Origin of the sequence: Lysinibacillus odysseyi 34hs-1 = NBRC 100172, from assembly GCF_001591965.1 — a bacterium.
GTDB classification, from domain to species: Bacteria; Bacillota; Bacilli; order Bacillales_A; family Planococcaceae; genus Lysinibacillus_B; species Lysinibacillus_B odysseyi.
In genome coordinates this window covers 73,068-99,506 of sequence record NZ_BCVX01000014.1, presented here as the reverse complement: position 1 = coordinate 99,506, position 26,439 = coordinate 73,068, and the positions used below count along the sequence as shown (strand labels likewise).

Here is a 26,439-nt window from a genome sequence, read left to right as displayed (position 1 = left end):
GCAGATTTCCGATGATAAACAACAGCTGTTGAGACCGAATTTCACCACTTGCTGGTGGAATTTGTGTTTTAGTAGAGAGCAGATTTGTTCCCTACACTAGCAAGGACCTCATCTCGCCTTATTTAGGGCGAGATGTGTCTTTCTAATCACGAGAAAAATAGTGGCGTAAGGAGGATACGATGAGCAAAGTTACGTCAATAATCGAAGAATTGGTAACGCCCATTACAACAGAGTTAAACTTGGAACTTGTAGATGTTGAGTTCGTAAAGGAAGGCCGCAACTGGTTTCTTCGTGTGTATGTCGATACACCGGAAGGCGGAATTGACATTGATCAATGCGCACAAGTAAGTGAACGATTAAGCCTTATATTGGATGAAAAAGATCCGATTGAGCAAAACTACTATTTAGAAGTATCGTCACCCGGAGCTGAGCGTCCAATTAAAAAAGAAACAGACTTTGAAAAAGCTGTAGGCAAATACATCTATGTGAAAACATATGAGCCGATTAAAGACATGAAAGAATTCCAAGGATACTTAACCGCATATAATGAGGAAGGCTTATCCATGGAAATCCGCATTAAAACACGCAAAGTAAATGTACAAATCGAAAAAGAAAAAGTCGCGCAGGCAAGATATGCCATCGACTTTTCAGATAAGCAAATTTAGGAGTGAAAACAAAAATGAATAGTGATTTACTAGATGCTTTAACGGCACTGGAGCAGCAAAAGGGTATTTCGAGAGAGGTATTGATCGAGGCGATTGAAGCCGCACTGGTAACTGCTTATAAACGCAATTTCAACCAGGCACAAAATGTGCGGGTTGACTTGAATTTAGATACAGGTTCTATGGTTGTCTATTCTCGTAAAAATGTTGTGGAAGAAGTAGAGGACGATCGTCTGGAAATTTCATTAGAAGATGCAAAAGCAATCAATCCTGCTTATGAAATAGACGATGTTGTGGAACAGGAAGTAACACCTCGTAACTTCGGCCGTATTGCAGCCCAAACTGCAAAGCAGGTTGTGACGCAGCGTGTCCGTGAAGCAGAGCGTGGCCGTATCTATGAGGAATATGTTGATTCAGTTGACGATATCGTAGTTGGCACAATCGAGCGCCAGGACCAACGTAACATTTACCTGTCACTAGGAAAGGTCGAAGCTGCGCTGCCATTAAACGAGCAAATTCAAGGAGAGCAATATAAGCCACAGGAACATATCCGCGTCTATATCACAAAAGTGGAACGTACAACGAAAGGTCCTCAAATCATCGTTTCTCGTACACACCCTGGGTTATTACGCCGCTTATTTGAAAAAGAGGTACCGGAAATTTTCGACGGCACAGTGGAAATTAAGTCGATTGCGCGTGAAGCTGGCGATCGTTCAAAAATCTCGGTATATGCTCATAATGAAGAAGTAGATCCAGTTGGTTCATGTGTTGGTGCCAAAGGAGCACGTGTCCAAACGATCGTTAACGAGCTGAATGGGGAAAAAATCGATATCGTCGAGTGGTCTGAGGATCCGGTCGTTTTCGTGGCAAATGCTTTAAGCCCTTCAAAAGTATTGGATGTGCAGGTAAATGAAGAGGAAAAATCCACAACGGTTGTTGTACCGGATTACCAATTATCGCTTGCTATTGGTAAACGTGGCCAAAATGCCCGTCTCGCTGCCAAATTGACAGGCTGGAAAATTGATATTAAGAGCGAAACAGATGCCCGTGAATTAGGCATTTATCCTAGCGAAACAAGCACGTTTGTTCCACAAATGGATGAAGAGGAAATCGAGTACGATTTATACGCCGACGACGAAGAATAATCGGGTAAACAGTTTTTTGTGCCTTTCCAGTTGTCTTGGATAAATCCATCCTTTATCTGTACGAGAAGGCTGGCAGAAGGTCCCCGGCGCTAAAACTGGAAGGCATATTGTATATTGTTACTGTAGAGAGGTGAATTCTGATGTCGACAAATAAAAAGATTCCATTACGTAAATGTATAGCTACAGGGGAAATGCTTCCGAAAAAGGCAATGATCCGTATTGTCCGTTCAAAGGAAGGCGAAGTGTCTGTAGATCCGACGGGTAAAAAATCCGGCCGTGGTGCCTACGTCTCTAAGTCAGAAGAAGCAGTTGAATTAGCGCGTAAGAAACAAATTTTAGAACGTCAATTAGAGGCGAGCATTCCAGATGAGGTATATGAGGAATTACTCCACCTGATTCGCAGGGAGTCGATTCTATGACCAACCAAGCTGTACTGCAATTGCTGGGATTGGCAGCAAGGGCACGTAAAGTGGTTTCTGGAGAAGAGCTAGTCATAAAAGAAATTCGTCATGGCAATGCAAAAATTGTATTGCTTGCATCCGATGCTTCAGCGAATACTAGCAAAAAATTGACAGATAAATGTAAGTATTACAACGTTGAGTTGCATGTACTTGGGAATCGGTATGATCTCGGACATGCCACAGGGAAAGAAGCCCGTGTCGCGTTAGCTATTACAGACAGTGGGTTTGCGAAGAAAATGTCTAGTCTACTCAACGAAAAATAATCGGGGGTGAGCAGATGAGCAAAGTTAGAGTTCATGAATATGCGAAAAAGGTAAATAAAACGAGTAAAGAAGTAATTGAACAGTTAGGAAAGCTGAATATGCCAGTGAAAAATCATATGGCTGTACTAGAAGCTGATACTGTTTCAAAACTTGATTCTGTCTTTAAGCAGAAAGCAGAACCGAAAGCAGCAACTCCTTCTAAAGCACCTGCAAATGCACAAGCGAAAGAGCAGGGCAGAAAGCAAGAAATGCGACCACAAGGGTCAAACCAACAACGAAAAGCAAGTAGTGTTTCTCAGACAAATCAACCATCGTCTTCGGGCGAAAAAAAGAATAAAGGTAGCCAAAATAGAAATATGACACAAAACAACAATAATAACCGCCCAGGCGGAAACAACAATAATAACAACCGTAACAATAATAAAGGTGGCCAGCAACGCCGCAAGCCAGGTATCCATGGCGGAAAGCGCCGTACGCATAAGCCACAACAGCCGGTGCAAATGGTACAAAAGCCATTACCAGAAAAAATTACATTCTATGAAAGTTTATCCGTTGCAGAGCTTGCGAAGAAACTTCACCGCGAGCCTTCAGAGATTATCAAAAAATTATTCATGCTTGGTGTAATGGCAACAATCAACCAAGAGTTGGATAAAGATGCAATCGAGTTAATCTGTGCGGATTACGGGGTAGAAGTAGAAGAAGAAGTACGTGTAGACATTACAGACCTAGAAACGCACTTCGAACAAGCAGAAGTAAATGAAACTGAGCTAGAAGAGCGTCCGCCGGTTGTTACAATCATGGGTCACGTTGACCATGGTAAAACAACGTTGCTTGATTCCATCCGTAACACAAAGGTAACAGCGGGAGAAGCAGGTGGTATTACACAGCATATTGGTGCTTACCAAGTAGAAGTAAATGGGAAAAAGATTTCCTTCCTTGATACACCAGGGCATGCTGCATTTACAACGATGCGTGCGCGCGGTGCGAAAGTAACAGACATGGCGATTATCGTAGTAGCTGCTGATGACGGTGTAATGCCGCAAACAGTAGAAGCAATTAACCATGCGAAAGCTGCAGAAGTACCGATTATCGTTGCAGTGAACAAAATGGATAAACCGTCTGCAAATCCAGATCGTGTGATGCAGGAATTAACAGAACATGGTCTTGTTCCTGAAGACTGGGGCGGCGATACAATCTTCGTACCAATTTCAGCATTGAAGGGTGAAGGAATCGATCAGCTTCTTGAAATGATTTTATTAGTTTCGGAAGTAGCTGAGCTAAAAGCAAATCCTAACCGTGCTGCATTAGGTACGGTAATTGAAGCGCAGCTGGATAAAGGCCGCGGTTCTGTGGCAACCTTATTAGTACAGGATGGTACATTACGCGTTGGAGATCCAATCGTAGTAGGCCATGCTTACGGACGTGTCCGTGCAATGGTTAATGACATCGGCCGTCGTGTAAAAGAAGCTGGCCCATCAACACCAGTTGAAATTACAGGTCTTAATGATGTACCGCAAGCAGGGGACCGTTTCGTTGTATTTGAAGACGAGAAAACAGCGCGTTCTGTAGGTGAATCTCGTGCGATGACAGCTATTCAAGCACAGCGTTCTGAAAAGCAGCGTGTAACGCTTGATAACTTATTCGAGCAAATGAGCCAAGGTGATGTAAAAGAATTGAACCTGATCGTAAAAGCTGACGTACAAGGTACAGTAGAAGCGATGGCTGCATCTTTAATGAAAATTGATGTAGAAGGTGTCAATGTAAAAATCATCCATACTGGTGCTGGAGCGATTACAGAATCAGATATCTCACTTGCTGCAGCATCGAATGCAATCGTAATTGGTTTCAACGTTCGTCCGGATACGAACGCAAAACGTGCTGCTGAAGAGGAAGGCGTAGATATTCGTCTACACCGTATCATCTACAAAGTAATTGAAGAAATTGAAGCAGCAATGAAAGGTATGCTTGATCCTGAGTACGAAGAAAAAATTATCGGCCAGGCAGAAGTGCGCCAAACAATCAAAGTATCCAAAGTGGGTACGATTGCCGGTTCTTATGTTACAGAAGGAAAAATGCAGCGTGATGCAGGCGTGCGTATTATCCGTGAAGGTATTGTCGTATTCGAAGGTGAGCTTGATTCATTAAAACGCTTCAAGGACGATGCAAAAGAAGTGGCAAAGGGCTACGAATGTGGTATTACAATCAAAAACTACAACGACATTAAAGAAGGCGACATTATTGAAGCCTTCGTAATGGAAGAAATTAAACGCGCATAATGATCGTATATGCGGAAATTGAATTTATCATTCAAACTGCCCATTCGTTAAAAGAAAAGCGCGCCGTGTTACAGCGGATGATTACACGCACAAAGCAGAAGTTTAATGTTTCCATAGCGGAAATTGACCATCAGGATGTGTGGCAGCGTACGCGTCTTGCAGTCGTAACCGTCTCTTCTTCGAAAGAGGCGGCCGACCGTGAAATGAATCACGCGGTACACTACCTGCAGTCAAATCCGGAATGGGAAATGCTTGATATATGGCGTGAATATTTATAACAACAGCTTTATCATGCAGATGGATAAAGCGATATCGAATGTTTAAACAAAAGGTGGTGACATGTATGTCTCTACGTTCTAACCGAGTAGCTGAACAAATGAAGAAAGAAGTCGGCGAAATTATCACTCGTAAAATCAAAGATCCTCGTGTAGGCTTTGTAACCGTCACAGATGTAGATGTAACAGGCGACCTGCAGCAGGCAACGGTGTATATCACATCTTTAGGAAGCGAACGTGAGCGTGCAGAAACGTTGAAAGCATTGGAAAAAGCATCAGGCTTTATCCGATCAGAAGTCGGTTCTCGTATTCGCTTACGCCGCACACCGGAGATTTCCTTTGAATTTGACGCGTCTGTTGAATATGGAAATAAAATTGACGAGCTGCTTCGCTCTTTACATGAAGACAAGTAAGAAAAAACCCGCCGCAATTTGCTGCGGGTTTTCTTATAGGAAAAATAACATCAACGTAAAAATGGACATTTTTTTAGTCACGCTGACAGTGATGTCCTTCTAATGGAAAAGGAGCAATTGAATGAACGGCATTTTACCATTATGGAAAGAACGCGGAATGACCAGCCATGACTGTGTATTCAAACTGCGAAAAATCTTGAAAACGAAAAAAGTGGGTCATACAGGTACACTTGATCCAGGAGTTGAAGGTGTTTTGCCGATTTGCATCGGCCAGGCAACACGGATTGCCGAGTATTTGACGGATGCCGGGAAAACCTACGAAGCAGTGGTCTCTGTTGGAAGATCGACAACGACAGAGGATGCAGAAGGGGAAACGGTAGAGCAGGATGCAACGTTCAAATCGTTCTCGCGTGAGGAGATTCTTTCAGCACTTACTGCATTGACAGGGGAAATCGATCAAACCCCGCCGATGTTCTCAGCCGTGAAGGTGAATGGTAAAAAACTGTATGAATATGCCCGTGCCGGCCAGACGGTAGAACGTCCTACACGAAAAGTAACGATCTATGAGCTGGAATTGCTGAGCAAAGAAGAAATGTTCGAAGGAGAAGAAGTGACATTCTCTATCCGCATCAAATGCAGCAAGGGGACATATATCCGTACGCTTGCTGTCCAAATCGGAGAGGCACTAGGTTACCCGGCACATATGCATGAGCTGGTACGTACGTCTTCTGGAACATTTACAAAAGAGCATTGCTTAACTCTGGCACAAGTAGCGGATAAAATGGAAATGCAAGATACAGACTTCATTCTTCCTGTGGAATATGCACTACGTGATTATCCCTATGTAGAGATTGATGACACAAACCGCAAGCAAATTTTTAATGGACAAGTTCTGCCGATTCATCCATTATTAGAAGTAAATGATAAATTAGTGTTTGGGGTGGAAGGGAAGACATTCGCAGTTTATATCAAGCATCCAACAAAGCACGGACAGATGAAACCTGATAAAATGTTCCCTGAAATCGAGTAGGAGGCGCAGTTATGGAAGTAATTCATTTAAAATACCCGCATCAGCTGGAATCGACAGAAGGGCCGTATTCTCTGGCACTTGGATTTTTTGATGGAGTGCATAGAGGACATCAGGCAGTCATTAACTCAGCTATTGCAACAGCAAAAGAAAAGGGCTATAAAAGCGCGGTTATGACATTTGATCCGCACCCATCCATCGTGCTTGGCGGGCGCAATGAAAAGGTGTTTTACATTACACCGCTTCAGCAGAAGCTGGATACGCTGTCTACACTTGATATAGACACGGTGTTCGTGGTAAATTTCACATCTGATTTTGCAAAGCTTTCGCCAGAAGCCTTTGTCAAACACTTTATTCGGGATTTGAATGTTAAGCATGTGACAGCCGGCTTTGACTATTCCTTTGGTGCATTCGGCAAGGGAGATATGGAGCTGATGCGTCAGCTTGGCGGTGAATCGTTTGGTGTAACGGTTGTCGATAAATATACAGATGTATCTGAAAAGATTAGCTCGACGCGCATTCGTAAAGCATTGAAGGACGGAGATATGGAAGAAGCGCGGATGCTGCTTGGGCGTGCATTTGAAGTACCAGGCATCGTAGTGCATGGTGACAAGCGTGGACGGACACTTGGCTTCCCAACGGCGAATGTGCAGCATATGGAGGGCTGTTTCATTCCTGCAACAGGAGTGTATGCTGTCAAGATTCTGGTGCAGAACGAGTGGTTCGACGGCGTGTGTAATGTTGGCTATAAACCGACATTCAATAATCCGGATCATAAGCAGCTATCCATTGAGGTACATATCTTTAACTTCGATAAAAATATTTACGGTGAGGAAGTGGTCGTCGGCTGGTACCACCGAATCCGAAGTGAAAAGAAATTCAATGGAATTGATGAGTTGGTAGCACAAATTGAAAAGGATAAGCAGGCGGCAATTGAATATTTAAACAGCCACGCTTAATAGTTGCTTGTCTATACAAAATATGTTACGATTTATCAGTACAAAAATCGTACGAACCTTAGCCCGGCTTTCCGATACTCCAACGATAGCTTAGCTAACGGGGATATTTTTTACTATTTAGGAGGTCCATTCATATGGCAATCACAAAAGAACGCAAAAACGAAATCATTGCTGAGTACCGCACACACGAAAGCGATACTGGTTCACCAGAAGTACAAATCGCTGTATTAACTGCTGAAATCAACGCTTTAAATGCTCACTTAGCAACTCACAAAAAAGACTTCCACTCACAACGTGGTCTTCTTAAAATGGTAGGTCGTCGTCGTCACTTACTTAAATACCTACGTAACACAGACGTACAACGTTACCGTGAACTAATCAACAAACTTGGATTACGTCGCTAATCTATTCGAAAGGCTGAACGTGTTCATTTTAGCTCCTGCACACAAACTGTTTGGATCAGGCGTGGCGGAGAGTAGACGCGTAAAGCTTGACATGACAAAAAGCGGGATTTTTCCCGCTTTTTCTTTATGTATTTAGCGTGGCAATCATCTCCTAAATTGGCATTCCGAAAATTCACGTAATTTATTGAAAATATTTAGCATAGAAAACGCTTTTTTGATACACTAACTATGGTACATAATAAAGTAACGTAGTGTGTCTTAATGTAGAAAGGGGTTCATTAGATGAACGACAAAAAAGTCTATTCATACGAATGGGCTGGCCGTCCTTTAGTAATAGAAGTAGGACAGTTAGCAAAACAAGCAAATGGCGCAGCGATGGTGCGTTACGGAGAAACAGCAGTACTGGCGACTGCTACCATGTCAAAATCTCCAAAACCTTTAGATTTCTTCCCATTAACAGTAAACTATGAAGAACGATTATACGCAGCAGGTAAAATCCCTGGAGGCTTTATTAAACGTGAAGGCCGTCCATCAGAACAAGCGGTATTGACAAGCCGTCTGATTGACCGCCCAATCCGCCCAATGTTCCCGGATGGCTTCCGTAATGAAGTACAAGTTATTTCTATGGTTATGTCTAATGACCAAGATTGTCCTTCAGATATGGCAGCAATGTTTGGGTCATCCCTTGCTTTAGCAATTTCAGATATCCCGTTCGATGGTCCGATTGCCGGTGTGCACGTTGGCTACATCAACGGTGAATTTGTTGTGAACCCGACAGTGGACCAAGCTGCAGAAAGCACAATTCATTTAACTGTAGCAGGGAACAAAGATGCCATCAACATGGTAGAAGCCGGTGCGCTGGAAGTGCCGGAAGAAATTATGCTTGAAGCCATCATGTTCGGACATGAAGAAATCAAAAAATTAATTGCCCTGCAAGAGCAGATTGTTGCAGAAGTTGGAAAAGAGAAACGTCCGGTAGAGCTTTATGAGCTTGATGCGGAGCTTACAGCGGCAATCAAGGCGACTAGCGAAGCTGAGATGAACGAAGCAATCCAGACAGTCGATAAACAAGAACGTGAAGAAAATATCACAGCAGTAAAAACTCGTGTAGTTGAATCATATGAGGCTCAAGAGGCTGATGAAGAAACACTAAAACAAGTAAAAGCTATTTTAGATAAAATGGTAAAAGACGAAGTACGTCGTCTTATTACAGAAGATAAAGTACGTCCAGATGGCCGTAAGCAAGACGAAATTCGTCCGCTTTCTTCAGAAGTAGGCATTCTTCCACGTACACACGGTTCAGGTCTATTCACACGTGGTCAAACACAGGCTCTATCTATCTGTACATTGGGAGCGCTAGGTGATGTACAGATCATTGATGGACTAGGTGTAGAGGAATCAAAACGCTGGATGCACCATTACAACTTCCCGCAATTCTCTGTAGGGGAAACAGGTCCAATGCGTGGGCCGGGCCGTCGTGAAATCGGTCATGGTGCGCTAGGTGAGCGTGCATTATTAGCAGTGATTCCAGATGAAAAAGATTTCCCATATGCAATTCGTTGTGTATCAGAAGTGCTTGAATCAAACGGATCAACTTCCCAGGCGTCAATCTGTGCTTCCACATTAGCGATGATGGATGCAGGTGTGCCATTAAAAGCGCCGGTTGCAGGTATTGCAATGGGCCTTGTAAAAAAAGGCGAGCACTATACAGTATTGACAGATATCCAAGGTATGGAAGATCATCTTGGTGATATGGACTTCAAAGTAGCAGGTACAGCGAAGGGTGTAACAGCACTTCAAATGGATATCAAAATTGACGGATTATCCCGTGAGATTTTAGAAGAAGCATTAACACAGGCGAAAATTGGCCGTATGCAAATTTTAGAGCATATGATGTCAACTCTTTCACAGCCTCGTGAAAAGCTTTCTAAATATGCACCAAAAATTGTTGTCATTAAAATCAATCCAGATAAAATCCGTGATGTTATCGGACCTGGCGGTAAACAGATTAACAAAATCATCGATGAAACAGGCGTAAAAATCGATACAGAACAAGATGGCACAATCTACATTTCTTCAGCAGATGAAGAAATGAATCAACGTGCGAAAGAGATTATCGAATCAATCGTCCGTGAAGCAAAAGTCGGCGAGTACTACATGGCGACAGTGAAGCGTATCGAAAAATTCGGTGCATTTTGTGAAATCTTCCCAGGAAAAGACGGCCTGCTGCATATTTCGGAAATCCAAGAAGAACGTACGAAAGCGGTAGAGGATGTATTAAAGCTGGGCGATCAGCTTCTTGTGAAATGTATTGAAATCGATAACCAAGGCCGTGTCAACCTGTCACGTAAAGTGGTTATTAAAGAAGAAAAAGAACGCGCTGAGCAAGAATAAAAATTAATTTGCCGCTGCCACTAAGAAATGGGCGAAGCAAATAGTTAGATAACGACGAGATGGAGAGGTTGTACTTCGGTGCAGCCTCTTGTTTGGTCAATTGGGGGAAATATGGTTAAGGTAACGAAATGTAAAAATGGCGTTAGAATTGTATCAGAGCAGATTGATCATGTCCGCTCACTATCTGTCGGCATATGGGTAAATGCCGGATCAAGATATGAAAATCCCGAAGAGAATGGGATTACGCATTTTATAGAGCATATGCTTTTTAAAGGAACACATACGCGCTCTGCAAGACAAATTGCAGAAGAATTCGATCGAATCGGCGGCGAAATCAATGCCTTTACATCAAAAGAGAATACATGCTATTTTGCCAAAGTACTAGATCATCACGGTGAGCTTGCTATTGAGATACTGGCTGATATGTTTTTTAACTCTGCCTTTCTTCCTGAGGAGATTGAACGGGAGCGTCAAGTAGTGCTGGAAGAAATCTATATGAGCGAAGATGCTCCTGATGATGACGTCCATGAAATTTTATGGAGCGTCATGTATCCGGAAGACGCACTTGGCAGACCGATTTTAGGGACAGCCGAAACGCTTGCAACATTCGATGCAGAAATGATACGCCGCTACATGGCAAAACATTATACACCGCAAAACATTGTCATTTCAGTAGCTGGGAATATTGAACACGGCCTGCTCACAAAAATCGAGGAGCTGTTTGGTACATTTGAGCCTTCTTCACAGGCAATGGAAACGAAATTAACATATCCAGCCTTCAAAGCGGGTGAAATTGTAAAAGTCCGTGATACCGAGCAGGCGCATATTGCCATTTCCTTCCCGGCAATTGGTGTGAAGGATCCGAGTATGTACAGCTTTATTGCGCTGAATAATATTATCGGCGGCAATATGAGCTCCCGGCTGTTCCAGGAAGTGCGGGAAGAGCGAGGCCTGGCTTATTCGGTGTTCAGCTACCAATCGAGCTATGCCGATGTAGGTGCTTTTACGATTTATGCAAGTGCATCTAAGCAGAACCTCGACAGCCTGCAGCATCAGATCGATAACACCCTGTTTGATTTGGTGACAGGCGGCGTGACAGAAGAGGAATTGGAAAATGCGAAGGAGCAGCTGAAGGGCAGCTTCGTATTGGGCCTAGAAGGAACGGAAGCACATATGAATCGAAACGGGATCAATGAGCTTGTTCACGGGACGCATCGGTCAGTGGATGATATTTTACAACGAATTGATACAATTACGATGGAATCAGTGGATGCACTGATCGAGAAAATTTTAAAAGCCGAACCGGCCATTGCGATTATTGGACCGAAATAAAATAACGTGCTGCTTCTCGCAGCACGTTATTTTTGTCTCCTTTTTATAGTTTCCGAAGCATAAATGGTGCATATTCCAAGAAACAGTAAGGTTGTCAGCCACATCATAATGCCACCCCAATTCCCGTTAAAAACCGTTACATTCATTAAGACAACGAACTGCATAAGCGCAGCCATCCAAAACATTGCTTTCATCAAATAACCTCCTTTGTTTCATAAAGCCGAATGGACTTTTTGAGTGAGAAATAAAAGAGTATGATACTGATTATTGGAAAAACGAGCAGACGCCAGTAGAAAGACGGTTCGTGATCCCATATCAAAAGCAAACCGAAATGTGGAAAAAGGATCAAAAATAGGGCGGCAAACAAGCCGAGCAGGGAATCAGTCATGCTCTCTTCAAAATGCTTGCCATAGAAATTTAAATAAATTTCTATAGCCGCACTCGCAATACTAACAGCAAAAAAACCTGCAAAAGGAACGAGGAAATGATCTCCTTCTGTCCGCTGAAGCTCCGTGTAAATTTGGGCAGGAAGAAGAACAGCATAAATCATAATAATATGGATGAATACAGATGTGTATATAGCTGTGACGATATCCTGCCTTGATACAGGAAACGAATGAATGAAATAGCGCATCTTTTGTTCTTTTAGTAAGGACATATGGCGAAAAGAGCTTGTAGTAAAGATAAGAGCATAGATAACGGCTGGCATTGTATTCTCATTTCGGATGGAAAATAGGCTGATAACGAATGCGATAGATAAAACGAGCAGCATCGATTTACCATTGTTTTTTAGTTGCAGATAGAGCAGGGCTTTCATTTCTCTTCCTCCTATGACATATCGAATTTCGTAACAAAATAAATGACTACTCTGTAATTTAGCCATGTGATGAGACAAATGGTACCAGATGCTATTGCAAGTATACTTCCGTTCAAAACGATGTCTCCTGCTCGCGAAGTATACAAAGGCAACATCCAAAGAGCATATATAAGCGCGAAGAGAAGTAATAGCATTAGACCAGAGGCAGCCTTTTGATTCGGCAGGTGGTCAATCAATAGGAGCAGGTTAATAATCAAAAGGGAAAGAAACAAGGCTATCCCGGCTGCTGACATCCAACCTTTCCACGTCCAACCTTCCTCTATGCGGCTCATGAAAAGATATAGTGTAAAAAACAAGGTTCCATAAATAGCTGTAACGCGGGCCAAAAAGATAAATTTCGTTTGCACTAGTTCATGTTTAGGAATCGGCATGACAGAAAACATCTTTTCATTGTCTTTAGAAAGCTGCAAAAACTTTAGTGTAATCATAATGACCGATGCGATCAATCCGCTGCTAAATGCAACGGAAGATTGTTCAAATAACAGGGAAATGCCTATGTAAAAAAATACGGCTACAGGGATGAGGAAGAGCAGTGGACCCATATTGCGAAAGTAATATTGTAAAAGCATATTGCGCATACCTCATCCTCCCTTCACATGAAACACCATAATTTCTTCAATTGTCGGTTTTTCAAGAGAAAAAGCGGGACTAACGTATTCCCGCTTCACCAGAAGCTCAGTTCCAAATGCGCTGGGACGCTTTCCGACGATAGCGTGTGTAGGAATTTCCGTTGCCTGCTCATTGCTCCCTTTCCATAAACCGTAATCGTAAAGGAGTGAGTCCTTTGTTTCGGTAAACAGTACCTCACCCTTATGAATGAACGTAATAGTATCAGCGATTTTCTCCAAGTCATTTGTAATGTGGGAAGAAAATAGGATTGAATGCGTTTCATCTTCCATAAAGTGAAGTAGTACATCGAGCATTTCATCTCGGACGACTGGATCGAGACCGCTTGTCGGCTCATCCAAAAGGAGCAGTTTTGGATGGTGGGAAAGGGCAAGAAGGATAGCGAGCTTCATTTTCATCCCGCGGGACATAGTCTTCACTTTATCGTATTTTGGCACATCAAAGCGCTCCAGCTGGGAGAAGAAAAATTCGCTGTCCCAACGCCCATATACCCTTTTATAAATTCCGTCCAAATCAATTGCTGTCAGCTGCTCCGGTATATGCAGCTCATCGAATACAATACCGAGATCTTCCCGGATTTCGGTTTCAAATTGAACATGATCCTTACTGAAAATAGTAATTTCACCGCTCGTTTTCTTAAGTAAATTCAGAATGCAGCGAATGATAGAAGATTTACCGGCACCGTTTTGCCCTATAAGACCCATCACTGTTCCTTGCTGCAGTTCAAATGAGATATTTTGCAGCTCAAACTTTCCTATCTTTTTGGACAAATTTTTAACTTCTAATACGTTCATAATCACACCTCCACTTACGTTAAAATTCTTTGTTTGCGTAAATTTTTATAGATAGAAGATAGGAAAGCATCAGCGGAAGCAGCATGAAAAAAGGTGCCCCGTATGCCAATAGCTTCAAAGTCTGCACAGAAGGCAGGGAGATGGAAAAGCGTGCCACGTTTTCTGAAATAAAGCTCGTAAAAAACACAGGGATAAAGATGACTGCAAAGAGAAAGAACCTTCCTTTTTGTGTACCGAACTTTAGAAATATAGGAATAGACACAGATAGCATCAGCAACGCAGCAGCACTTATTACACAAAGCATTGAAAACAACTCATCTGTTGAAAAGCTTCTAAAAAAGAGGTTAAACAGCAAAATAATCGGCGTAAGACTAACGGCACTGCCAATTGTTAAAAGCAGACTCAATACATATTTACTTGCAATGATTTTTCTGCGTGAGACAGGTAGGGTCAGCCCGTATTTATCCCATTTGCTCATTTCATCGAAGGCAAAAGATGTCATTACCTGCAAAGAACCAAACAATACAGCAAACATCACAACAATTGGCCCCATATCAAAGAAGAAAGCCAACACCATAAAGAACAATAATAGATAGATAGCTGACTTCATCTGTCCTTTAATAGCGTATAAATCTTTCATAATCAGAGCAGTCATTATATGTCCCCCTTTGTTAAAAACACCATTAATTCCTCTATTGTCGGCCTCGTTGTCGGAAAGATAGAATGGATACGGTTTTTCCGGACAAGCGCCTCTACACCATAGATGCCTTGTCGCATACGGACAATAGCGTCTTCCGGCAGGTCTTTTAGCTCCTGTTGAGAGCCTTTCCATATAGCGTATTCATATAGAAGGACGTCTTTGCTTTCGCTAAACACAATCTCTCCCTCATGTATGAATGTAATAGAATCAGCTATCTTCTCCAAATCGCTTGTAATATGGGACGAAAATAAAATAGTGTGCTCTTCCTCCTCCATAAAATGCAAAAACAAATCAAGAATTTCATCCCTGACAATCGGGTCAAGTCCGCTTGTCGGTTCATCCAAAATTAACAGCTTTGGATGATGGGCGAGGGCAATGGCGATAGAAAGCTTCATTTTCATGCCCCGTGAAAGCTCTTTTACCTTCTTGGCAGGATTAATTTTGAATTGTTTTAGCAACTGGTAAAATAGCGGCTCATCCCAATTTTTATAAAGTCTGCTCATGAATTTTTCTATTTCGCTCCCTGTCAGCGTTTCAGGAAAAGGAAGATCATCATATACAACGCCTATCTCCTCTTTGATCTGCATCTCCTCTTTCGTATGGTCATAGCCGAAAATCTTAATGAGACCGCTGTCTTTCTTCAGCACATTTAAAATACATTTGATCGTTGTAGACTTTCCGGCTCCATTTTCTCCTATAAATCCCATAATCGTACCCTTTTGTACGTCAAAGGATACATTTTTTAAAGTAAAGGCAGGAAATGATTTTTGTAGATTTCGAATAGAAATGGCTGGCATTTTTATTCCTCCTCTAATAATAATGTGAAAAGCTCAAGCAGCTCTTTCTTTGCCATATTTGCTGTTTTGGCAAGCTGTATCGATTTAACAAGATGCTCTTCGATCTGGCGGATCAGTGCCTCGCGTAAAAAATCCTGATTGCGCTCTGCAACAAAGCTTCCCTTGCCTGCCACTGTTTCAATAAAACCATCCCGTTCGAGATCGGAATACGCGCGCTTTGTTGTCATGACGCTGATTTTTAGTTCCTTTGCGAGCATACGAATCGAAGGAAGCGCATCTCCAGGCAGAAGGGAACCGCTTAAGATTGCCTGTTTCATCTGCTCGGTGATTTGTTCATAAATCGGTTTATCACTCGCATTGCTTAATTTGATGATCAAACTGTCCCCTCCTAATAGAATTATAACTGTGTATACACAGTATATACAGATGGTTTAATCTATGTCTAGCAAAAAGAATTATGCTTGTGGTCACACAATGGGAAATTGCATGCATATAGTAATGGTAAGCTCGCTTGGGAGGAGGGAAATGATGCGATTATCTGAGCTTGCGGAAAAAGAATTGATTGAAATGGAAAACGGCATGAGATACGGCTTTCTATCGGAGTCGGAGTGTTTATTTGATGTAAAAACAGGAAAAATTCATGGCTTTGAATTAGCCGCTCCTGTTAGTTTGCCATTTCTCAAAAAGAAGCAAGAACATGGTTTTATACCATGGGAGGAGATTTTATTAATTGGTGAAGACCGCATCCTGTTTCAAAAAATTCATACAAAAAAGCATGATCGGTCATGACGGAGCGCTGGCTGGTAATCGGCGGAGACGCAAGGATGAAGGAGCTGGCGAAAATGATTTCGGCCCCTCACCGTACCGTCTTCTATAAAAACGCGACAGCTTGGGATACTGGGGTAAATGCTACTGTTCTTGATTTTGGCCCAGACCACATTGTTATGCCTATACAGCCGCTGGAGATCGAAGTCCCGCTGTTGCTTGGAACGAAGCATGTAAAGTTTTACGCAGGGAGATTGACGGACGAGTGGCGGGCCATGTTGAAAAATGAAAGAGTTATTCAATATTTGGAAAATGAATCGTTCATATGGAAGAATGCCGCTCTAACTGCTGAGAGCTTCATTTCTTACTGGTATCAAAAAGAATGGACAATGCGCGGGAAGCATTTTATAGTTACTGGATTCGGCCGGGTTGCGAAACTGCTGGCGCAAGCTTTAACCGGCTTGCATGCTAACGTGACGATTGCCGTACGTTCCCGCCCTCAACGCCTTGAAGCGGAGCTTCTTGGGTATGATACGATTTGTTTACAGCCCGAATATATAAAGGATGCCACTGCACTTATAAATACGATACCGGCTCAATGGTTGACGCAGCCATTCAGCGATGTCATTAAAATGCCGATTTATGATCTTGCTTCGGCACCAGGATGCTGTTATTTTGTGACCCGGCAGGATTATATACCGTTACTTGCATTGCCTGGGAAATACTTTGCAGAAGATGCTGCCAATCTTCTTTATGACTCAATTATGGAGGGGTGTGAATGTTAGAGGGGAAACGTATTGGGTTGGGCATCACTGCCTCCCATTGCACTTATGAAGATGTCGTTCCGAAAATCAAAAACTTAACAGATGCTGGGGCAATCGTCGTACCAATTGTCACACCATCCGTTTTGCATGCGGCAACACGTTTTGGTACGGGAGCACAATGGATTGAAGAAATTGAGAAACTTGCAGGGGAAAAGGTAATCTCCTCGATGGCAGAAGCAGAACCGCTTGGACCGAGCAAGCCGCTGGATTGTATGATTATCGCACCTATGACGGGGAATTCCATTAGTAAGTTTGCCAATGCAGCAACGGATTCACCGGTACTTATGGCTGCAAAAGCAACGTTGCGTAATGGAAGTCCAGTGGTTCTCGGAATTTCCACAAATGATGCACTTGGATTAAATGGAATGAATATCATGAAACTTTTAAATGCAAAAAATGTATACTTTATACCGTTTGGGCAAGATGATCCTATTAACAAACCGACTTCTATGATTGCAGATTTCAGCAAAATGGTAGAAACTGTTCATCATGCAATTACTTATAAAAAACAATATCAGCCGATTTTTATACAGTTTTTGAAATAGTCAAATAACCATACACAATATTCTTGATTTGTGATACAATATGCAACATTATGTAACTAGTTTTTTTTAGGAGAGATGAGACAATGACAAAACACTATAATGTCGCTGTCGTCGGAGCAACAGGCGCAGTCGGCTCAAAAATGATGGAACATTTAATCAAACGTAATTTCCCCATTAAATCTATTAAATTTTTAGCATCTGCACGATCAGCCGGCAAGCCGATCGAATTTAATGGCCAAACATATACAATTGAAGAAGCTACACCCGAAAGTTTTGAAGGTATAGATATAGCTCTCTTCTCAGCTGGAGGATCAGTATCAGCAGCTCTTGCTCCGGAAGCAGCGAAGCGGGGAGCGGTTGTCATTGATAATACAAGTCACTTCCGTATGGACCCTGAAGTCCCGCTTGTTGTACCGGAAGTAAATCGTCATGTGTTAAAAACGATTCCAAAAGGCATTATTGCGAACCCGAACTGTTCCACAATCCAAATGGTAGCAGCACTCCAACCAATCCGTGAAAAATTCGGTTTAACAAAAGTTGTGGTATCTACATATCAGGCAGTTTCAGGTTCTGGTATTGCTGCAATTGAAGAATTAAAAATACAATCTACACAATGGGAAAAAGGAAAGGATGTAGAAGCAAGTATCCTGCCTGCAAAATCAGATAAAAAACATTACCCGATTGCCCGCAATGTTATCCCGCAAATTGATAAATTTACAGACAATGGCTATACATTTGAAGAAATGAAAATGATAAATGAAACGAAGAAAATTATGGGGCTTCCGGGTCTGCATGTTGCAGCAACTTGTGTAAGGGTACCTGTTGTGTCGGGACACTCAGAATCCGTCTACATTGAACTTGAAAAGGAAGCGACTATAGAAGATATTTTTGCATCCCTTAAAGAGGCACCCGGCATCGTTCTGCAAGACGATATAAGAGCTCAGGAATACCCAATGCCGATTTATGCTGAAGGTGAAGATCCAATATTTGTAGGCCGTATTCGCCGCGATTTAGATAATCCAAAGGGCTTCCATATGTGGATTGTAGCTGACAACTTATTAAAAGGAGCGGCATTAAACTCGATTCAAATAGCCGAAGCGATGATTGAGGATGACTTATTATAAAAGGGGTGCGGAGTATGAATTTAGGTCGTATTGGGACGGCGATGATTACGCCGTTTAAAAAAGATGGAACTATTAATTATTCAGAACTAGAGCGTATTATCAATCATTTGATTGATAACGGAACGGATGCCATTATTGCATGTGGTACAACGTCCGAGAATCCAACCATGTCAACAGAGGAAAAAATCGAGGTAGTCCGCTTCACAGTGGAGAAGGTAGCCGGACGGATCCCTGTCATTGCAGGAACCGGGGATAATGAAACAGCCTACTCCATCATGATGACTCATAATGCCGAGAAGAATGGTGCAGACGGTATCATGCTTGTAACACCGTATTATAACAAGCCAAACCAGCGGGGGATGTATGCCCACTTCGAAACGATTGCGAAAGAAACTTCCCTGCCTGTCATGCTTTATAATGTACCGGGCCGTACCGGGGCGAATATTATGGCGGAAACAACCATCGCCTTAAGTAAGGATGTTTCGAATATTACATGCATCAAAGAGGCAAGCGGAAACTTGGATCAAATGGGTGACGTTATTGAAAATGTCGATCAGGACTTCCTTGTCTACTCCGGAGATGATGGATTGACACTGCCGTTACTTGCTATAGGAGGGGCCGGCGTCATTTCCGTGGCATCACATGTAGTCGGAAATGATATGCAGCTGATGATCAAGGCATTCGAGCAAGGGAATCATGTATTAGCATCAAAAATTCACCGGGCACTACTGCCGCTTGTACGTGCGTTATTTGCACAGCCAAATCCATCACCAATCAAGTATGCAATGACAAAGCTCGGCTTTGATACATTGGATGTGCGCATGCCAATGATGGAAATGCTGCCTGAGGAAAAAGCAGCGTTTGACCGCATTTGGGATACGTATCAGGAAAAGGCAAAAGGCTTCCGCGAGCTGGCCATTCAATAAGAACGTTTCACTAAATCCATACAAAACAGGACATACTCTACCTTTCACTTTGAAACCAGCGTATTGATGACGCTGGTTTTTCTTTTATATAATAAGGGGAAATGCATAAGAGATAAAAAGGGAGGAGTAAGCAATCTACATAGTAGAAGCTTTCATTTTCATACATAAGAAAGTCCGCCCGATGATGTGTAAAGGGCGGCAAGAGAGAAAAGTGCCCGCCTTAGAAGGAAGCAATTATTCATCTTCCGCATACCTTGCATTCATTCTATAATCTTTTTCAGCGTTCTTGTCATAGAGACGATGTATTTTTGATTTGTGCTTATGAGAAAGTCCACGTATAATGAGGTTTAAGTGGTTGCTGTTCGGGATAAATTTTTCTGTTAGAGAAAATGTTGAATTATTAGTTTAAGTAATGTCTAGGCATTTGCGCTATCTATTTGCGGATTTGTAAGGGAGAAGAAAGCTAGAAGTACTGTATGGAAAGAATCATAGAGACAGTAATAGCTTGTAAAGATGGAAAATTGCCATTACCCTACTTTCCAGCTTTGGGTGTATGTATGCGGAAATGCATTTTATATAGGAGGAAACAAAGTGAATAAAACGAAAAACGAAGTAATCCGCATTATCCCTCTTGGAGGAGTGGGAGAAGTCGGTAAAGCCATGTACGTAGTAGAAATCGATGAAGAGATTTTCGTCGTAGACAGCGGGTTAATGTTCCCGGAGGATGAAATGCTGGGCATTGATATTGTCATCCCGGATATTACGTATTTAGAAGAAAACAAAGAACGTGTTAAGGGAATTTTCTTGACGCATGGTCACGAGGATGCAATTGGCTCAATTGCTTATATCCTGCAAAAAATTAAGGCACCGGTATATGGTTCAAAATTAACGATTGCCTTAGCAAAAGAGCATTTAAAGGAGCTTCCTGCGCCACATCAGGTAAAATTCTTTGAAGTGACAAACAAAAGCCGTATGAATTTCCGCTCAACATATGTGACATTCTTTCATACAACACACTCGATTCCAGATTCGCTAGGAGTTGTATTCCATACATCGGAAGGGGCAATTGTGCATACTGGGGAATTTAAGTTCGACCAATCTGCACAAGGTAAATTCCGTCCGGATTTGGCTAAAATGGCGCAGCTTGGAGAAGAAGGCGTGTTTATGCTGCTATCGGAATCGACAGAGGCCGAGCGTCCAGGTTATACAACGAGTGAAACAGTGATTGCAGAGCGTCTAGCTAAAACATTCCACGCAGCGCCAGGACGTATTTTAGTTGCTGTATATGCATCGAACTTTATTCGTATTCAACAGGTATTTACACAGGCACAAGCATCATATCGTAAAGTAGCGGTAGTTGGTAAATCCTTAGAAAAAGTAGTAGATCTTGGATTGAAACTAGGTTATTTGGAAATTGAAGAGGATACATTTATTCCGGTAAGTGATATTCATAAATATCAGGATGACGAGATTGTTATTATCGCAACAGGTAACCAAGGCGAACCGCTTGATGCATTAGATAAAATTATTCGTAAACATCACCGTGATATTAAAATGAAGGAAACAGATACAGTGCTTATTACATTTACACCGTCACCAGGGATGGAAGTGCAAATGTATAACACGATGAACCAAATCGCAAAAGCAGGCGCCCGTGTATTAACAGCGGATAAAAAAGTGCATGTATCAGGTCACGGCAGTCAGGAAGACTTGAAGCTGATGCTGAATTTAATGCGTCCTAAATATTTTGTGCCGATTCAGGGAGAGTATCGCATGCTGATTGCCCACTCAAAGCTGGCCCAATCGGTTGGTATGCATAAATCCCAGATTTTTATCGCTGATAAAGGGGATATTGTAGAATACAAAAATGGAAAAATGCGGATGAGCGGCCGGGTGCAGGCAGGAAATGTCCTGATTGACGGTATCGGGGTTGGAGATGTTGGAAACATTGTACTTCGGGACCGGAAACTATTATCCCAGGATGGTATCTTTATTGTAGTTGTTACGTTGAACCGTGCGCAAAAAAGAATTGCCTCTGGTCCGGAAATTTTATCCCGTGGATTCGTTTATGTAAGGGAGTCTGAAGAGCTGATGGTCGAAGCAGCAGACATCGCGCGTACCGTTATTGAAAAGTATGTAAATAAAGACACGTTTGAATGGACAAACATTAAACAAGAGATACGTGACGAGCTAAATACTTACTTATTCCAAAAAACGAAACGCCGCCCAATGATCATCCCAATTATTATGGAATATTAAGACTAAAGGATTTTCTTTCGCTCGTGCAGCTGAAAGAAAATCCTTTTTTACTTTATTCATCAAGAGCTTCAAGTATTTCGGAAGCAGATGGTGATGGACACAAGGTATAAAGAAGTTTCGGAACTGAATTTGGAAAATGTGTGTCCTTTATAAAAGAAAGAAGGTGTTTTGAATGGCTGAGAAGAAAGGTAAAAAGAGAGCAAAGGGACAAACAAAAGCAAAGGCTAAAGGCAGTAAAGAGCTTCACCCGTTAGCATATGAAATTATCGGCATTGTACTCATTGCTTTTGCGATGATTTCATTTTTTGAAATGGGTGTGGTAGGGAGGCTTGTACAAACAGTCTCTATGTTCTTCTTAGGAAATTTGCATTTTTTTGTCCCGTTTCTTTGTGTGTTTGTTGCAGGGATGCTAATGGTAAGACGACGTGGAGTACGACTGACAAATCGCATGGTCATCGGGTTGCTATGTATTTTGGCAAGCTTTACTGTGTTCAGCCACTCAATGCTCTTTGAACAGCTGCATCAGGCAAATCTCTTATTGACCGATTCTGTCCTGCGTGAAACATGGCGTATTTTAATTGAGACAGAAGGCGTTACAAATCGTGGAGCTTCACTTGGAGGAGGAATGATCGGGGCGTTACTGTTTAGTATGTTTCATGTTTTGTTTGATGCTTCTGGGGCTAAGATCGCGGCATTTGTCCTCCTCCTCATTGGCGTTATCTTAATTACCGGTAAGGCACTGGTACCCATTTTAATCGAAAAGGGCCCAAGCATGCAGTTTAAGCTTAAGCGGCGTCAAGGGAAAAAGCCCACCGCACGCCCAAAACGTACAAGAGCAAATAGAGAGCCCGAGGAGACGGTGGCGACGGTAGAGGAAGAACGGGCAGAGTATTCAGAACCTGTTATTTCCGCTTTTACGGAAAATGTCATGAAGCGCAATGAGGAAAAGGCCAAACCGCAGCCACAGGAGGAACCAGAAATAGCAGGGGATATGGTTGTTTCAGTAGAAAGTGCTCCCGAAAATGCTCTTTATACGCTGCCGCCATTTCAGCTGTTAAACCCTCCCCCCGAGCATGACCAAAGCGGAGAGTACAGCGTCATTCAGGCAAATGCAAAAAAATTGGAGCAGACATTCCATAGCTTTGGAGTAAAGGCCCGGGTCATGCAGGTTCATCTTGGGCCTGCCGTAACAAAATATGAAATCCTGCCGGATGTCGGTGTGAAGGTAAGCAAGATTGTCGGGCTGCAGGATGATTTGGCGTTGGCTTTAGCAGCAAAGGATATCCGGATTGAGGCACCCATCCCAGGGAAATCAGCAATCGGTATTGAAGTACCAAACAGCGAAGTGGCTATTGTGACATTACGCGAAGTATTAGAAGCAAAGGAAAATAACCGTCCTGATGCCAAGCTTCTTATTGGATTTGGCCGCGATATTACCGGACAGGCAAAGCTTGCTGAATTAAATAAAATGCCGCATCTACTTGTAGCAGGGTCAACAGGGAGCGGGAAATCAGTATGTATTAATGGTATTATCGTGTCAATCTTAATGCGGGCAGCTCCGCATGAAGTGAAAATGATGATGATTGACCCGAAAATGGTGGAATTGAACGTATATAACGGGATTCCACATTTACTGGCGCCTGTTGTGACAGACCCGCGAAAGGCAGCACAGGCATTACAAAAAGTCGTGTCAGAAATGGAGCGTCGTTATGACTTATTTTCGCATACAGGCACGCGGAACATAGAGGGCTATAACGAACATGTCGACGCCCACAATAAAGAAAATGAAGACAAGCAGCCGAAGCTACCTTATATTGTTGTGATAGTGGACGAACTTGCGGATCTCATGATGGTAGCGCCGGGAGAAGTAGAGGATGCGATTACCCGTCTTGCCCAAATGGCACGTGCAGCCGGTATCCATCTCATTTTAGCAACCCAGCGACCTTCGGTGGATGTCATTACCGGTATTATTAAGGCAAATATTCCTTCACGAATAGCGTTTGCTGTATCAAGTGCTATCGATTCCCGGACTATATTAGATATGGGAGGGGCTGAACGGCTGCTTGGACGGGGGGACATGCTCTTCCTTCCCGCTGGGGCTTCCAAGCCAACACGTGTACAGGGGGCGTTTTTATCTGATATGGAAGTACAGAATGTGGTAGATTATGTCATTTCTCAACAAAAGGCACAGTATGAAGAAGCGATGATCCCGACAGATGAGCCTTTACAGGAAATGTCGGAAGAAAAAGATGCTTTATATGATGAAGCAGTTCAACTTGTAGTCGAAATGCAAAGCGCCTCAGTATCCATGCTGCAGCGTAAATTCCGTGTTGGCTATGCTAGAGCTGCCCGTATTATGGACCAGATGGAGATGAGGGGAGTCGTTAGTCCGCCAGACGGCAGTAGACCAAGACAAGTCCTTATGACTAAGGCCATGATCGAATAATCACAAAATAGTGCGAAAAAATAGTATGATTTAATTGTGCCGATTTTTTGCCTATTAGAAAAAAAGTAGGATTTACTATATAAATTTTTTTTGAAAATGTGTTTGCATAATTGAATAAAAGTGTTATATTAATCAACGAATTAGTAGGAATTGTTGTACATCAGATGTCTGATCTCTAATTTTGGTGGTGGTGTAGGTGACAATTAAAACTGATCATCGTCATTTATACTTGCAGGTGATCGATCGTTTAAAATCGGATATTGAAAAAGGAGTCTATCATGAAAATGAAAAGCTTCCGTCTGAATTTGAATTATCCAAATCACTTGGGGTAAGCCGTGCAACCTTAAGGGAAGCATTGCGGCTATTGGAAGAGGAAAACGTTATCGTGCGTCGTCATGGTGTAGGTACATTCGTAAATCCAAAACCAGTTTTTACATCGGGTATCGAGCATCTTTCGAGTGTATCTTCCATGATTGAAAAAGCTGGGATGGAGCCGGGGACTATCTTTATGAGTGCGAAGGAAGAAGAACCTACTGAAGACGATGTGAGTCGATTCCAAACCGACATTGATGACAATGTAATCACAATTGAACGTGTAAGAACAGCAGATGGCGAACCGGTTGTCTATTGTATCGATAGAGTCCCGTCAAGCTATTTGCCGCAACAGTTTCTAAAAAATGAAGATTTATCCATCTTTTCGGCCCTTGAGAAATCAGGGAACCTGCGAGTAGCATACGCGGTGACATACATTGATCCGGTCGGCTACCATGAAACGGTTTCGCCCATTTTAAAATGCGGGCCAGAAACGGCATTGCTCGTATTAAAGCAGCTTCATTACGATGACAATGACCGGTTAGTACTGTATTCAAAGAACTACTTCCGGGCTGATAAATTCAGTTTCCATGTAGTTCGTAAACGGGTGTAGAACAAAGTATTTTCCTGCTAATTAAAACATTCTTTTGGGGGGACTCACTAATGAAAAAACGTAAATTTGGTTTATTAATCTCAACTGTAGTAGCGGCGGGTGCTATTTTAGCAGCATGTGGCAGCGACGACGACAAAGATACTTCAAACAACGATACAGCTAGTGATAAAGGGAAAGAAGAAGCTGGCGGCGATTTCTCACTTGCAATGGTAACAGACGTTGGCGGTGTAGATGATAAATCATTTAACCAATCTGCTTGGGAAGGAATCCAAGAGTGGGGCGCTGAGAATGGCCTTAAAAAAGGTGAAGGCGGGTTTGACTACTTACAATCTGCGTCAGACGCTGACTACAATTCAAATCTTAACAACTTAATCCGTCGTGACTTCGATCTAGTATTTGGTGTAGGTTACATGATGGATGATGCGATTTCTGAAATCGCAAGTGAAAACCCTGATAAAATGATCTCGATCATTGACTCTACAGTAGATGCTCCAAACGTAGCTTCTATCCTGTTTAAAGAGCAAGAAGGTGCTTTCCTTGCGGGTGTAGTAGCAGCGTCAATGTCTGAATCAGGCAAAATCGGTTTTGTCGGCGGTGCGGAAATTCCAGTAATTGAGCGCTTCCATGCTGGTTTCATTGAAGGGGCAAAAGCTGTAAATCCGGATATCGAAATCCAAGTTAAATACACTGGTGTATTTGATAAACCAGAGCAAGGTAAAATCACAGCTAATGCAATGTACTCTTCAGGTGTAGATATTATCTTCCATGCTGCTGGTGCAACAGGTAACGGTGTATTCTCTGAAGCAAAAGAACGTAAAGCGAAAAATCCTGATTCAAACATTTGGGTAATCGGTGTAGATGCTGACCAATATGAAGAAGGCCGTGTTGACGATAAAAACAACATAACGTTGACTTCAATGCTAAAAGGTGTAGGTACTGCTGTTAAAGACGTGGCAGACCGTGCAAAAGCAGGCGATTTCCCAGGTGGAGAAACACTCGTATATGGTTTAGCTGAAGATGGTGTTGGCCTTGCTGATTCTCGCGGCGCTATCCCAGAAGATGTTTTAAAAACAGTAGAAGATTATAAAGCGAAAATCGCTTCTGGCGAAATTAAAGTTTCAGAAAAGCCGGCAAAATAATAATTTCTACAAAATCATCATAGAGGGAAGTCCTCTATGATGATTTTATACTCTATTGACGGGGCCGGATAATTCAAATA

General features: G+C 42.4%; 28 protein-coding genes. 21 read left to right on the top strand and 7 right to left on the bottom strand.

Going from position 1 to position 26,439, the window contains the following annotated elements:
- Nucleotides 1–179: 179 nt before the first annotated feature.
- The 12 genes from rimP to BOD01S_RS19750 all read left to right on the top strand — a co-directional run bounded on the left by rimP (nucleotide 180) and on the right by BOD01S_RS19750 (nucleotide 11,611).
- Nucleotides 180–665 (top strand): ribosome maturation factor RimP, encoded by a 486-nt coding sequence (gene rimP / locus BOD01S_RS19805; protein WP_036152348.1) that lies wholly within the window; start codon nucleotides 180–182, stop codon nucleotides 663–665.
- 14 nt (nucleotides 666–679) lie between these two features.
- Nucleotides 680–1,807: a transcription termination factor NusA gene (gene nusA, locus BOD01S_RS19800; RefSeq protein WP_036152351.1), complete on the top strand. Its 1,128-nt coding sequence runs from the start codon at nucleotides 680–682 to the stop codon at nucleotides 1,805–1,807.
- A 140-nt stretch (nucleotides 1,808–1,947) separates the two neighbouring features.
- Nucleotides 1,948–2,226: an RNase P modulator RnpM gene (gene rnpM, locus BOD01S_RS19795; RefSeq protein ID WP_036152354.1), complete on the top strand. Its 279-nt coding sequence runs from the start codon at nucleotides 1,948–1,950 to the stop codon at nucleotides 2,224–2,226.
- Nucleotides 2,223–2,531, top strand: a complete 309-nt coding sequence (locus tag BOD01S_RS19790) for a YlxQ family RNA-binding protein (RefSeq protein ID WP_036152355.1) — start codon at nucleotides 2,223–2,225, stop codon at nucleotides 2,529–2,531. Before rnpM ends, BOD01S_RS19790 begins: the two co-directional genes overlap by 4 nt.
- Nucleotides 2,532–2,545: 14 nt before the next feature.
- Nucleotides 2,546–4,807: a translation initiation factor IF-2 gene (gene infB, locus BOD01S_RS19785; RefSeq protein ID WP_036152357.1), complete on the top strand. Its 2,262-nt coding sequence runs from the start codon at nucleotides 2,546–2,548 to the stop codon at nucleotides 4,805–4,807.
- Complete coding sequence (locus BOD01S_RS19780; protein ID WP_036152359.1) at nucleotides 4,807–5,085, top strand: DUF503 domain-containing protein; 279 nt, start codon at nucleotides 4,807–4,809, stop codon at nucleotides 5,083–5,085. The genes infB and BOD01S_RS19780 overlap by 1 nt, the downstream gene beginning before the upstream one ends.
- A 65-nt stretch (nucleotides 5,086–5,150) precedes the next feature.
- Complete coding sequence (gene rbfA / locus BOD01S_RS19775) at nucleotides 5,151–5,495, top strand: 30S ribosome-binding factor RbfA (protein WP_036152361.1); 345 nt, start codon at nucleotides 5,151–5,153, stop codon at nucleotides 5,493–5,495.
- Between the two features lie 121 nt (nucleotides 5,496–5,616).
- The gene (gene truB / locus BOD01S_RS19770; protein WP_036152363.1) at nucleotides 5,617–6,525 is read left to right on the top strand and encodes a tRNA pseudouridine(55) synthase TruB; all 909 of its coding nucleotides are present in this window, start codon (nucleotides 5,617–5,619) and stop codon (nucleotides 6,523–6,525) included.
- 11 nt (nucleotides 6,526–6,536) lie between these two features.
- Nucleotides 6,537–7,481 carry a riboflavin biosynthesis protein RibF gene (ribF, locus tag BOD01S_RS19765; protein ID WP_036152365.1) on the top strand — a complete coding sequence of 315 codons (945 nt, stop codon included), beginning with the start codon at nucleotides 6,537–6,539 and terminating at the stop codon, nucleotides 7,479–7,481.
- A 134-nt stretch (nucleotides 7,482–7,615) separates the two neighbouring features.
- Entirely contained in the window at nucleotides 7,616–7,885 is a 270-nt protein-coding gene (gene rpsO, locus BOD01S_RS19760; protein WP_036152368.1) for a 30S ribosomal protein S15, read from the top strand.
- Nucleotides 7,886–8,167: 282 nt separating this feature from the next.
- Nucleotides 8,168–10,279 (top strand): polyribonucleotide nucleotidyltransferase, encoded by a 2,112-nt coding sequence (gene pnp, locus BOD01S_RS19755; RefSeq protein WP_036152370.1) that lies wholly within the window; start codon nucleotides 8,168–8,170, stop codon nucleotides 10,277–10,279.
- A gap of 111 nt (nucleotides 10,280–10,390) precedes the next feature.
- On the top strand, nucleotides 10,391–11,611 hold the full coding sequence (locus BOD01S_RS19750) for a M16 family metallopeptidase (protein WP_036152372.1): 1,221 nt from the start codon (nucleotides 10,391–10,393) through the stop codon (nucleotides 11,609–11,611).
- A gap of 26 nt (nucleotides 11,612–11,637) precedes the next feature.
- On the opposite strand, the gene BOD01S_RS23430 is transcribed toward BOD01S_RS19750, so the two are convergent.
- Genes BOD01S_RS23430 through BOD01S_RS19720 form a run of 7 tightly spaced genes read right to left on the bottom strand, consistent with a single transcriptional unit; the run spans nucleotide 11,638 to nucleotide 15,783 of the window.
- Complete coding sequence (locus BOD01S_RS23430) at nucleotides 11,638–11,805, bottom strand: hypothetical protein (protein ID WP_169745603.1); 168 nt, start codon at nucleotides 11,803–11,805, stop codon at nucleotides 11,638–11,640.
- The gene (locus BOD01S_RS19745) at nucleotides 11,805–12,428 is read right to left on the bottom strand and encodes an ABC-2 transporter permease (RefSeq protein ID WP_036152375.1); all 624 of its coding nucleotides are present in this window, start codon (nucleotides 12,426–12,428) and stop codon (nucleotides 11,805–11,807) included. Before BOD01S_RS19745 ends, BOD01S_RS23430 begins: the two co-directional genes overlap by 1 nt.
- A gap of 11 nt (nucleotides 12,429–12,439) precedes the next feature.
- Entirely contained in the window at nucleotides 12,440–13,066 is a 627-nt protein-coding gene (locus tag BOD01S_RS19740) for an ABC-2 transporter permease (RefSeq protein WP_036152377.1), read from the bottom strand.
- 3 nt (nucleotides 13,067–13,069) lie between these two features.
- Nucleotides 13,070–13,909 (bottom strand): ABC transporter ATP-binding protein, encoded by an 840-nt coding sequence (locus tag BOD01S_RS19735; protein WP_081977894.1) that lies wholly within the window; start codon nucleotides 13,907–13,909, stop codon nucleotides 13,070–13,072.
- A 19-nt stretch (nucleotides 13,910–13,928) separates the two neighbouring features.
- On the bottom strand, nucleotides 13,929–14,564 hold the full coding sequence (locus tag BOD01S_RS19730; protein WP_036152379.1) for an ABC-2 transporter permease: 636 nt from the start codon (nucleotides 14,562–14,564) through the stop codon (nucleotides 13,929–13,931).
- Nucleotides 14,564–15,406: an ABC transporter ATP-binding protein gene (locus tag BOD01S_RS19725; protein WP_036152381.1), complete on the bottom strand. Its 843-nt coding sequence runs from the start codon at nucleotides 15,404–15,406 to the stop codon at nucleotides 14,564–14,566. Before BOD01S_RS19725 ends, BOD01S_RS19730 begins: the two co-directional genes overlap by 1 nt.
- A 2-nt stretch (nucleotides 15,407–15,408) precedes the next feature.
- A complete protein-coding gene (locus tag BOD01S_RS19720; protein ID WP_036152383.1) occupies nucleotides 15,409–15,783 on the bottom strand; it encodes a GntR family transcriptional regulator in 375 nt (124 codons plus the stop codon).
- A gap of 151 nt (nucleotides 15,784–15,934) precedes the next feature.
- Here BOD01S_RS19720 and BOD01S_RS19715 point away from each other — a divergent pair, with 151 nt between their 5' ends.
- The 9 genes from BOD01S_RS19715 (at nucleotide 15,935) to BOD01S_RS19675 (ending at nucleotide 26,359) form a co-directional block, all read left to right on the top strand.
- Nucleotides 15,935–16,195, top strand: coding sequence for a YlmC/YmxH family sporulation protein (locus tag BOD01S_RS19715; protein WP_036152386.1), 261 nt, complete (start codon nucleotides 15,935–15,937; stop codon nucleotides 16,193–16,195).
- Nucleotides 16,192–16,956 (top strand): hypothetical protein, encoded by a 765-nt coding sequence (locus BOD01S_RS19710; protein ID WP_036152388.1) that lies wholly within the window; start codon nucleotides 16,192–16,194, stop codon nucleotides 16,954–16,956. Before BOD01S_RS19715 ends, BOD01S_RS19710 begins: the two co-directional genes overlap by 4 nt.
- Entirely contained in the window at nucleotides 16,950–17,540 is a 591-nt protein-coding gene (locus tag BOD01S_RS19705) for a dipicolinate synthase subunit B (protein WP_036152391.1), read from the top strand. The genes BOD01S_RS19710 and BOD01S_RS19705 overlap by 7 nt, the downstream gene beginning before the upstream one ends.
- An 83-nt stretch (nucleotides 17,541–17,623) precedes the next feature.
- Nucleotides 17,624–18,664 carry an aspartate-semialdehyde dehydrogenase gene (locus tag BOD01S_RS19700; RefSeq protein WP_036152394.1) on the top strand — a complete coding sequence of 347 codons (1,041 nt, stop codon included), beginning with the start codon at nucleotides 17,624–17,626 and terminating at the stop codon, nucleotides 18,662–18,664.
- A 14-nt stretch (nucleotides 18,665–18,678) separates the two neighbouring features.
- Nucleotides 18,679–19,590 carry a 4-hydroxy-tetrahydrodipicolinate synthase gene (gene dapA / locus BOD01S_RS19695; RefSeq protein ID WP_036152396.1) on the top strand — a complete coding sequence of 304 codons (912 nt, stop codon included), beginning with the start codon at nucleotides 18,679–18,681 and terminating at the stop codon, nucleotides 19,588–19,590.
- A gap of 591 nt (nucleotides 19,591–20,181) precedes the next feature.
- Entirely contained in the window at nucleotides 20,182–21,849 is a 1,668-nt protein-coding gene (locus BOD01S_RS19690) for a ribonuclease J (protein ID WP_036152399.1), read from the top strand.
- A 172-nt stretch (nucleotides 21,850–22,021) separates the two neighbouring features.
- Nucleotides 22,022–24,295, top strand: a complete 2,274-nt coding sequence (locus BOD01S_RS19685; protein WP_036152401.1) for an FtsK/SpoIIIE family DNA translocase — start codon at nucleotides 22,022–22,024, stop codon at nucleotides 24,293–24,295.
- A 196-nt stretch (nucleotides 24,296–24,491) separates the two neighbouring features.
- The gene (locus BOD01S_RS19680) at nucleotides 24,492–25,220 is read left to right on the top strand and encodes a GntR family transcriptional regulator (protein WP_036152404.1); all 729 of its coding nucleotides are present in this window, start codon (nucleotides 24,492–24,494) and stop codon (nucleotides 25,218–25,220) included.
- 50 nt (nucleotides 25,221–25,270) lie between these two features.
- Nucleotides 25,271–26,359, top strand: a complete 1,089-nt coding sequence (locus BOD01S_RS19675; protein WP_036152406.1) for a BMP family lipoprotein — start codon at nucleotides 25,271–25,273, stop codon at nucleotides 26,357–26,359.
- Nucleotides 26,360–26,439: the final 80 nt, after the last annotated feature.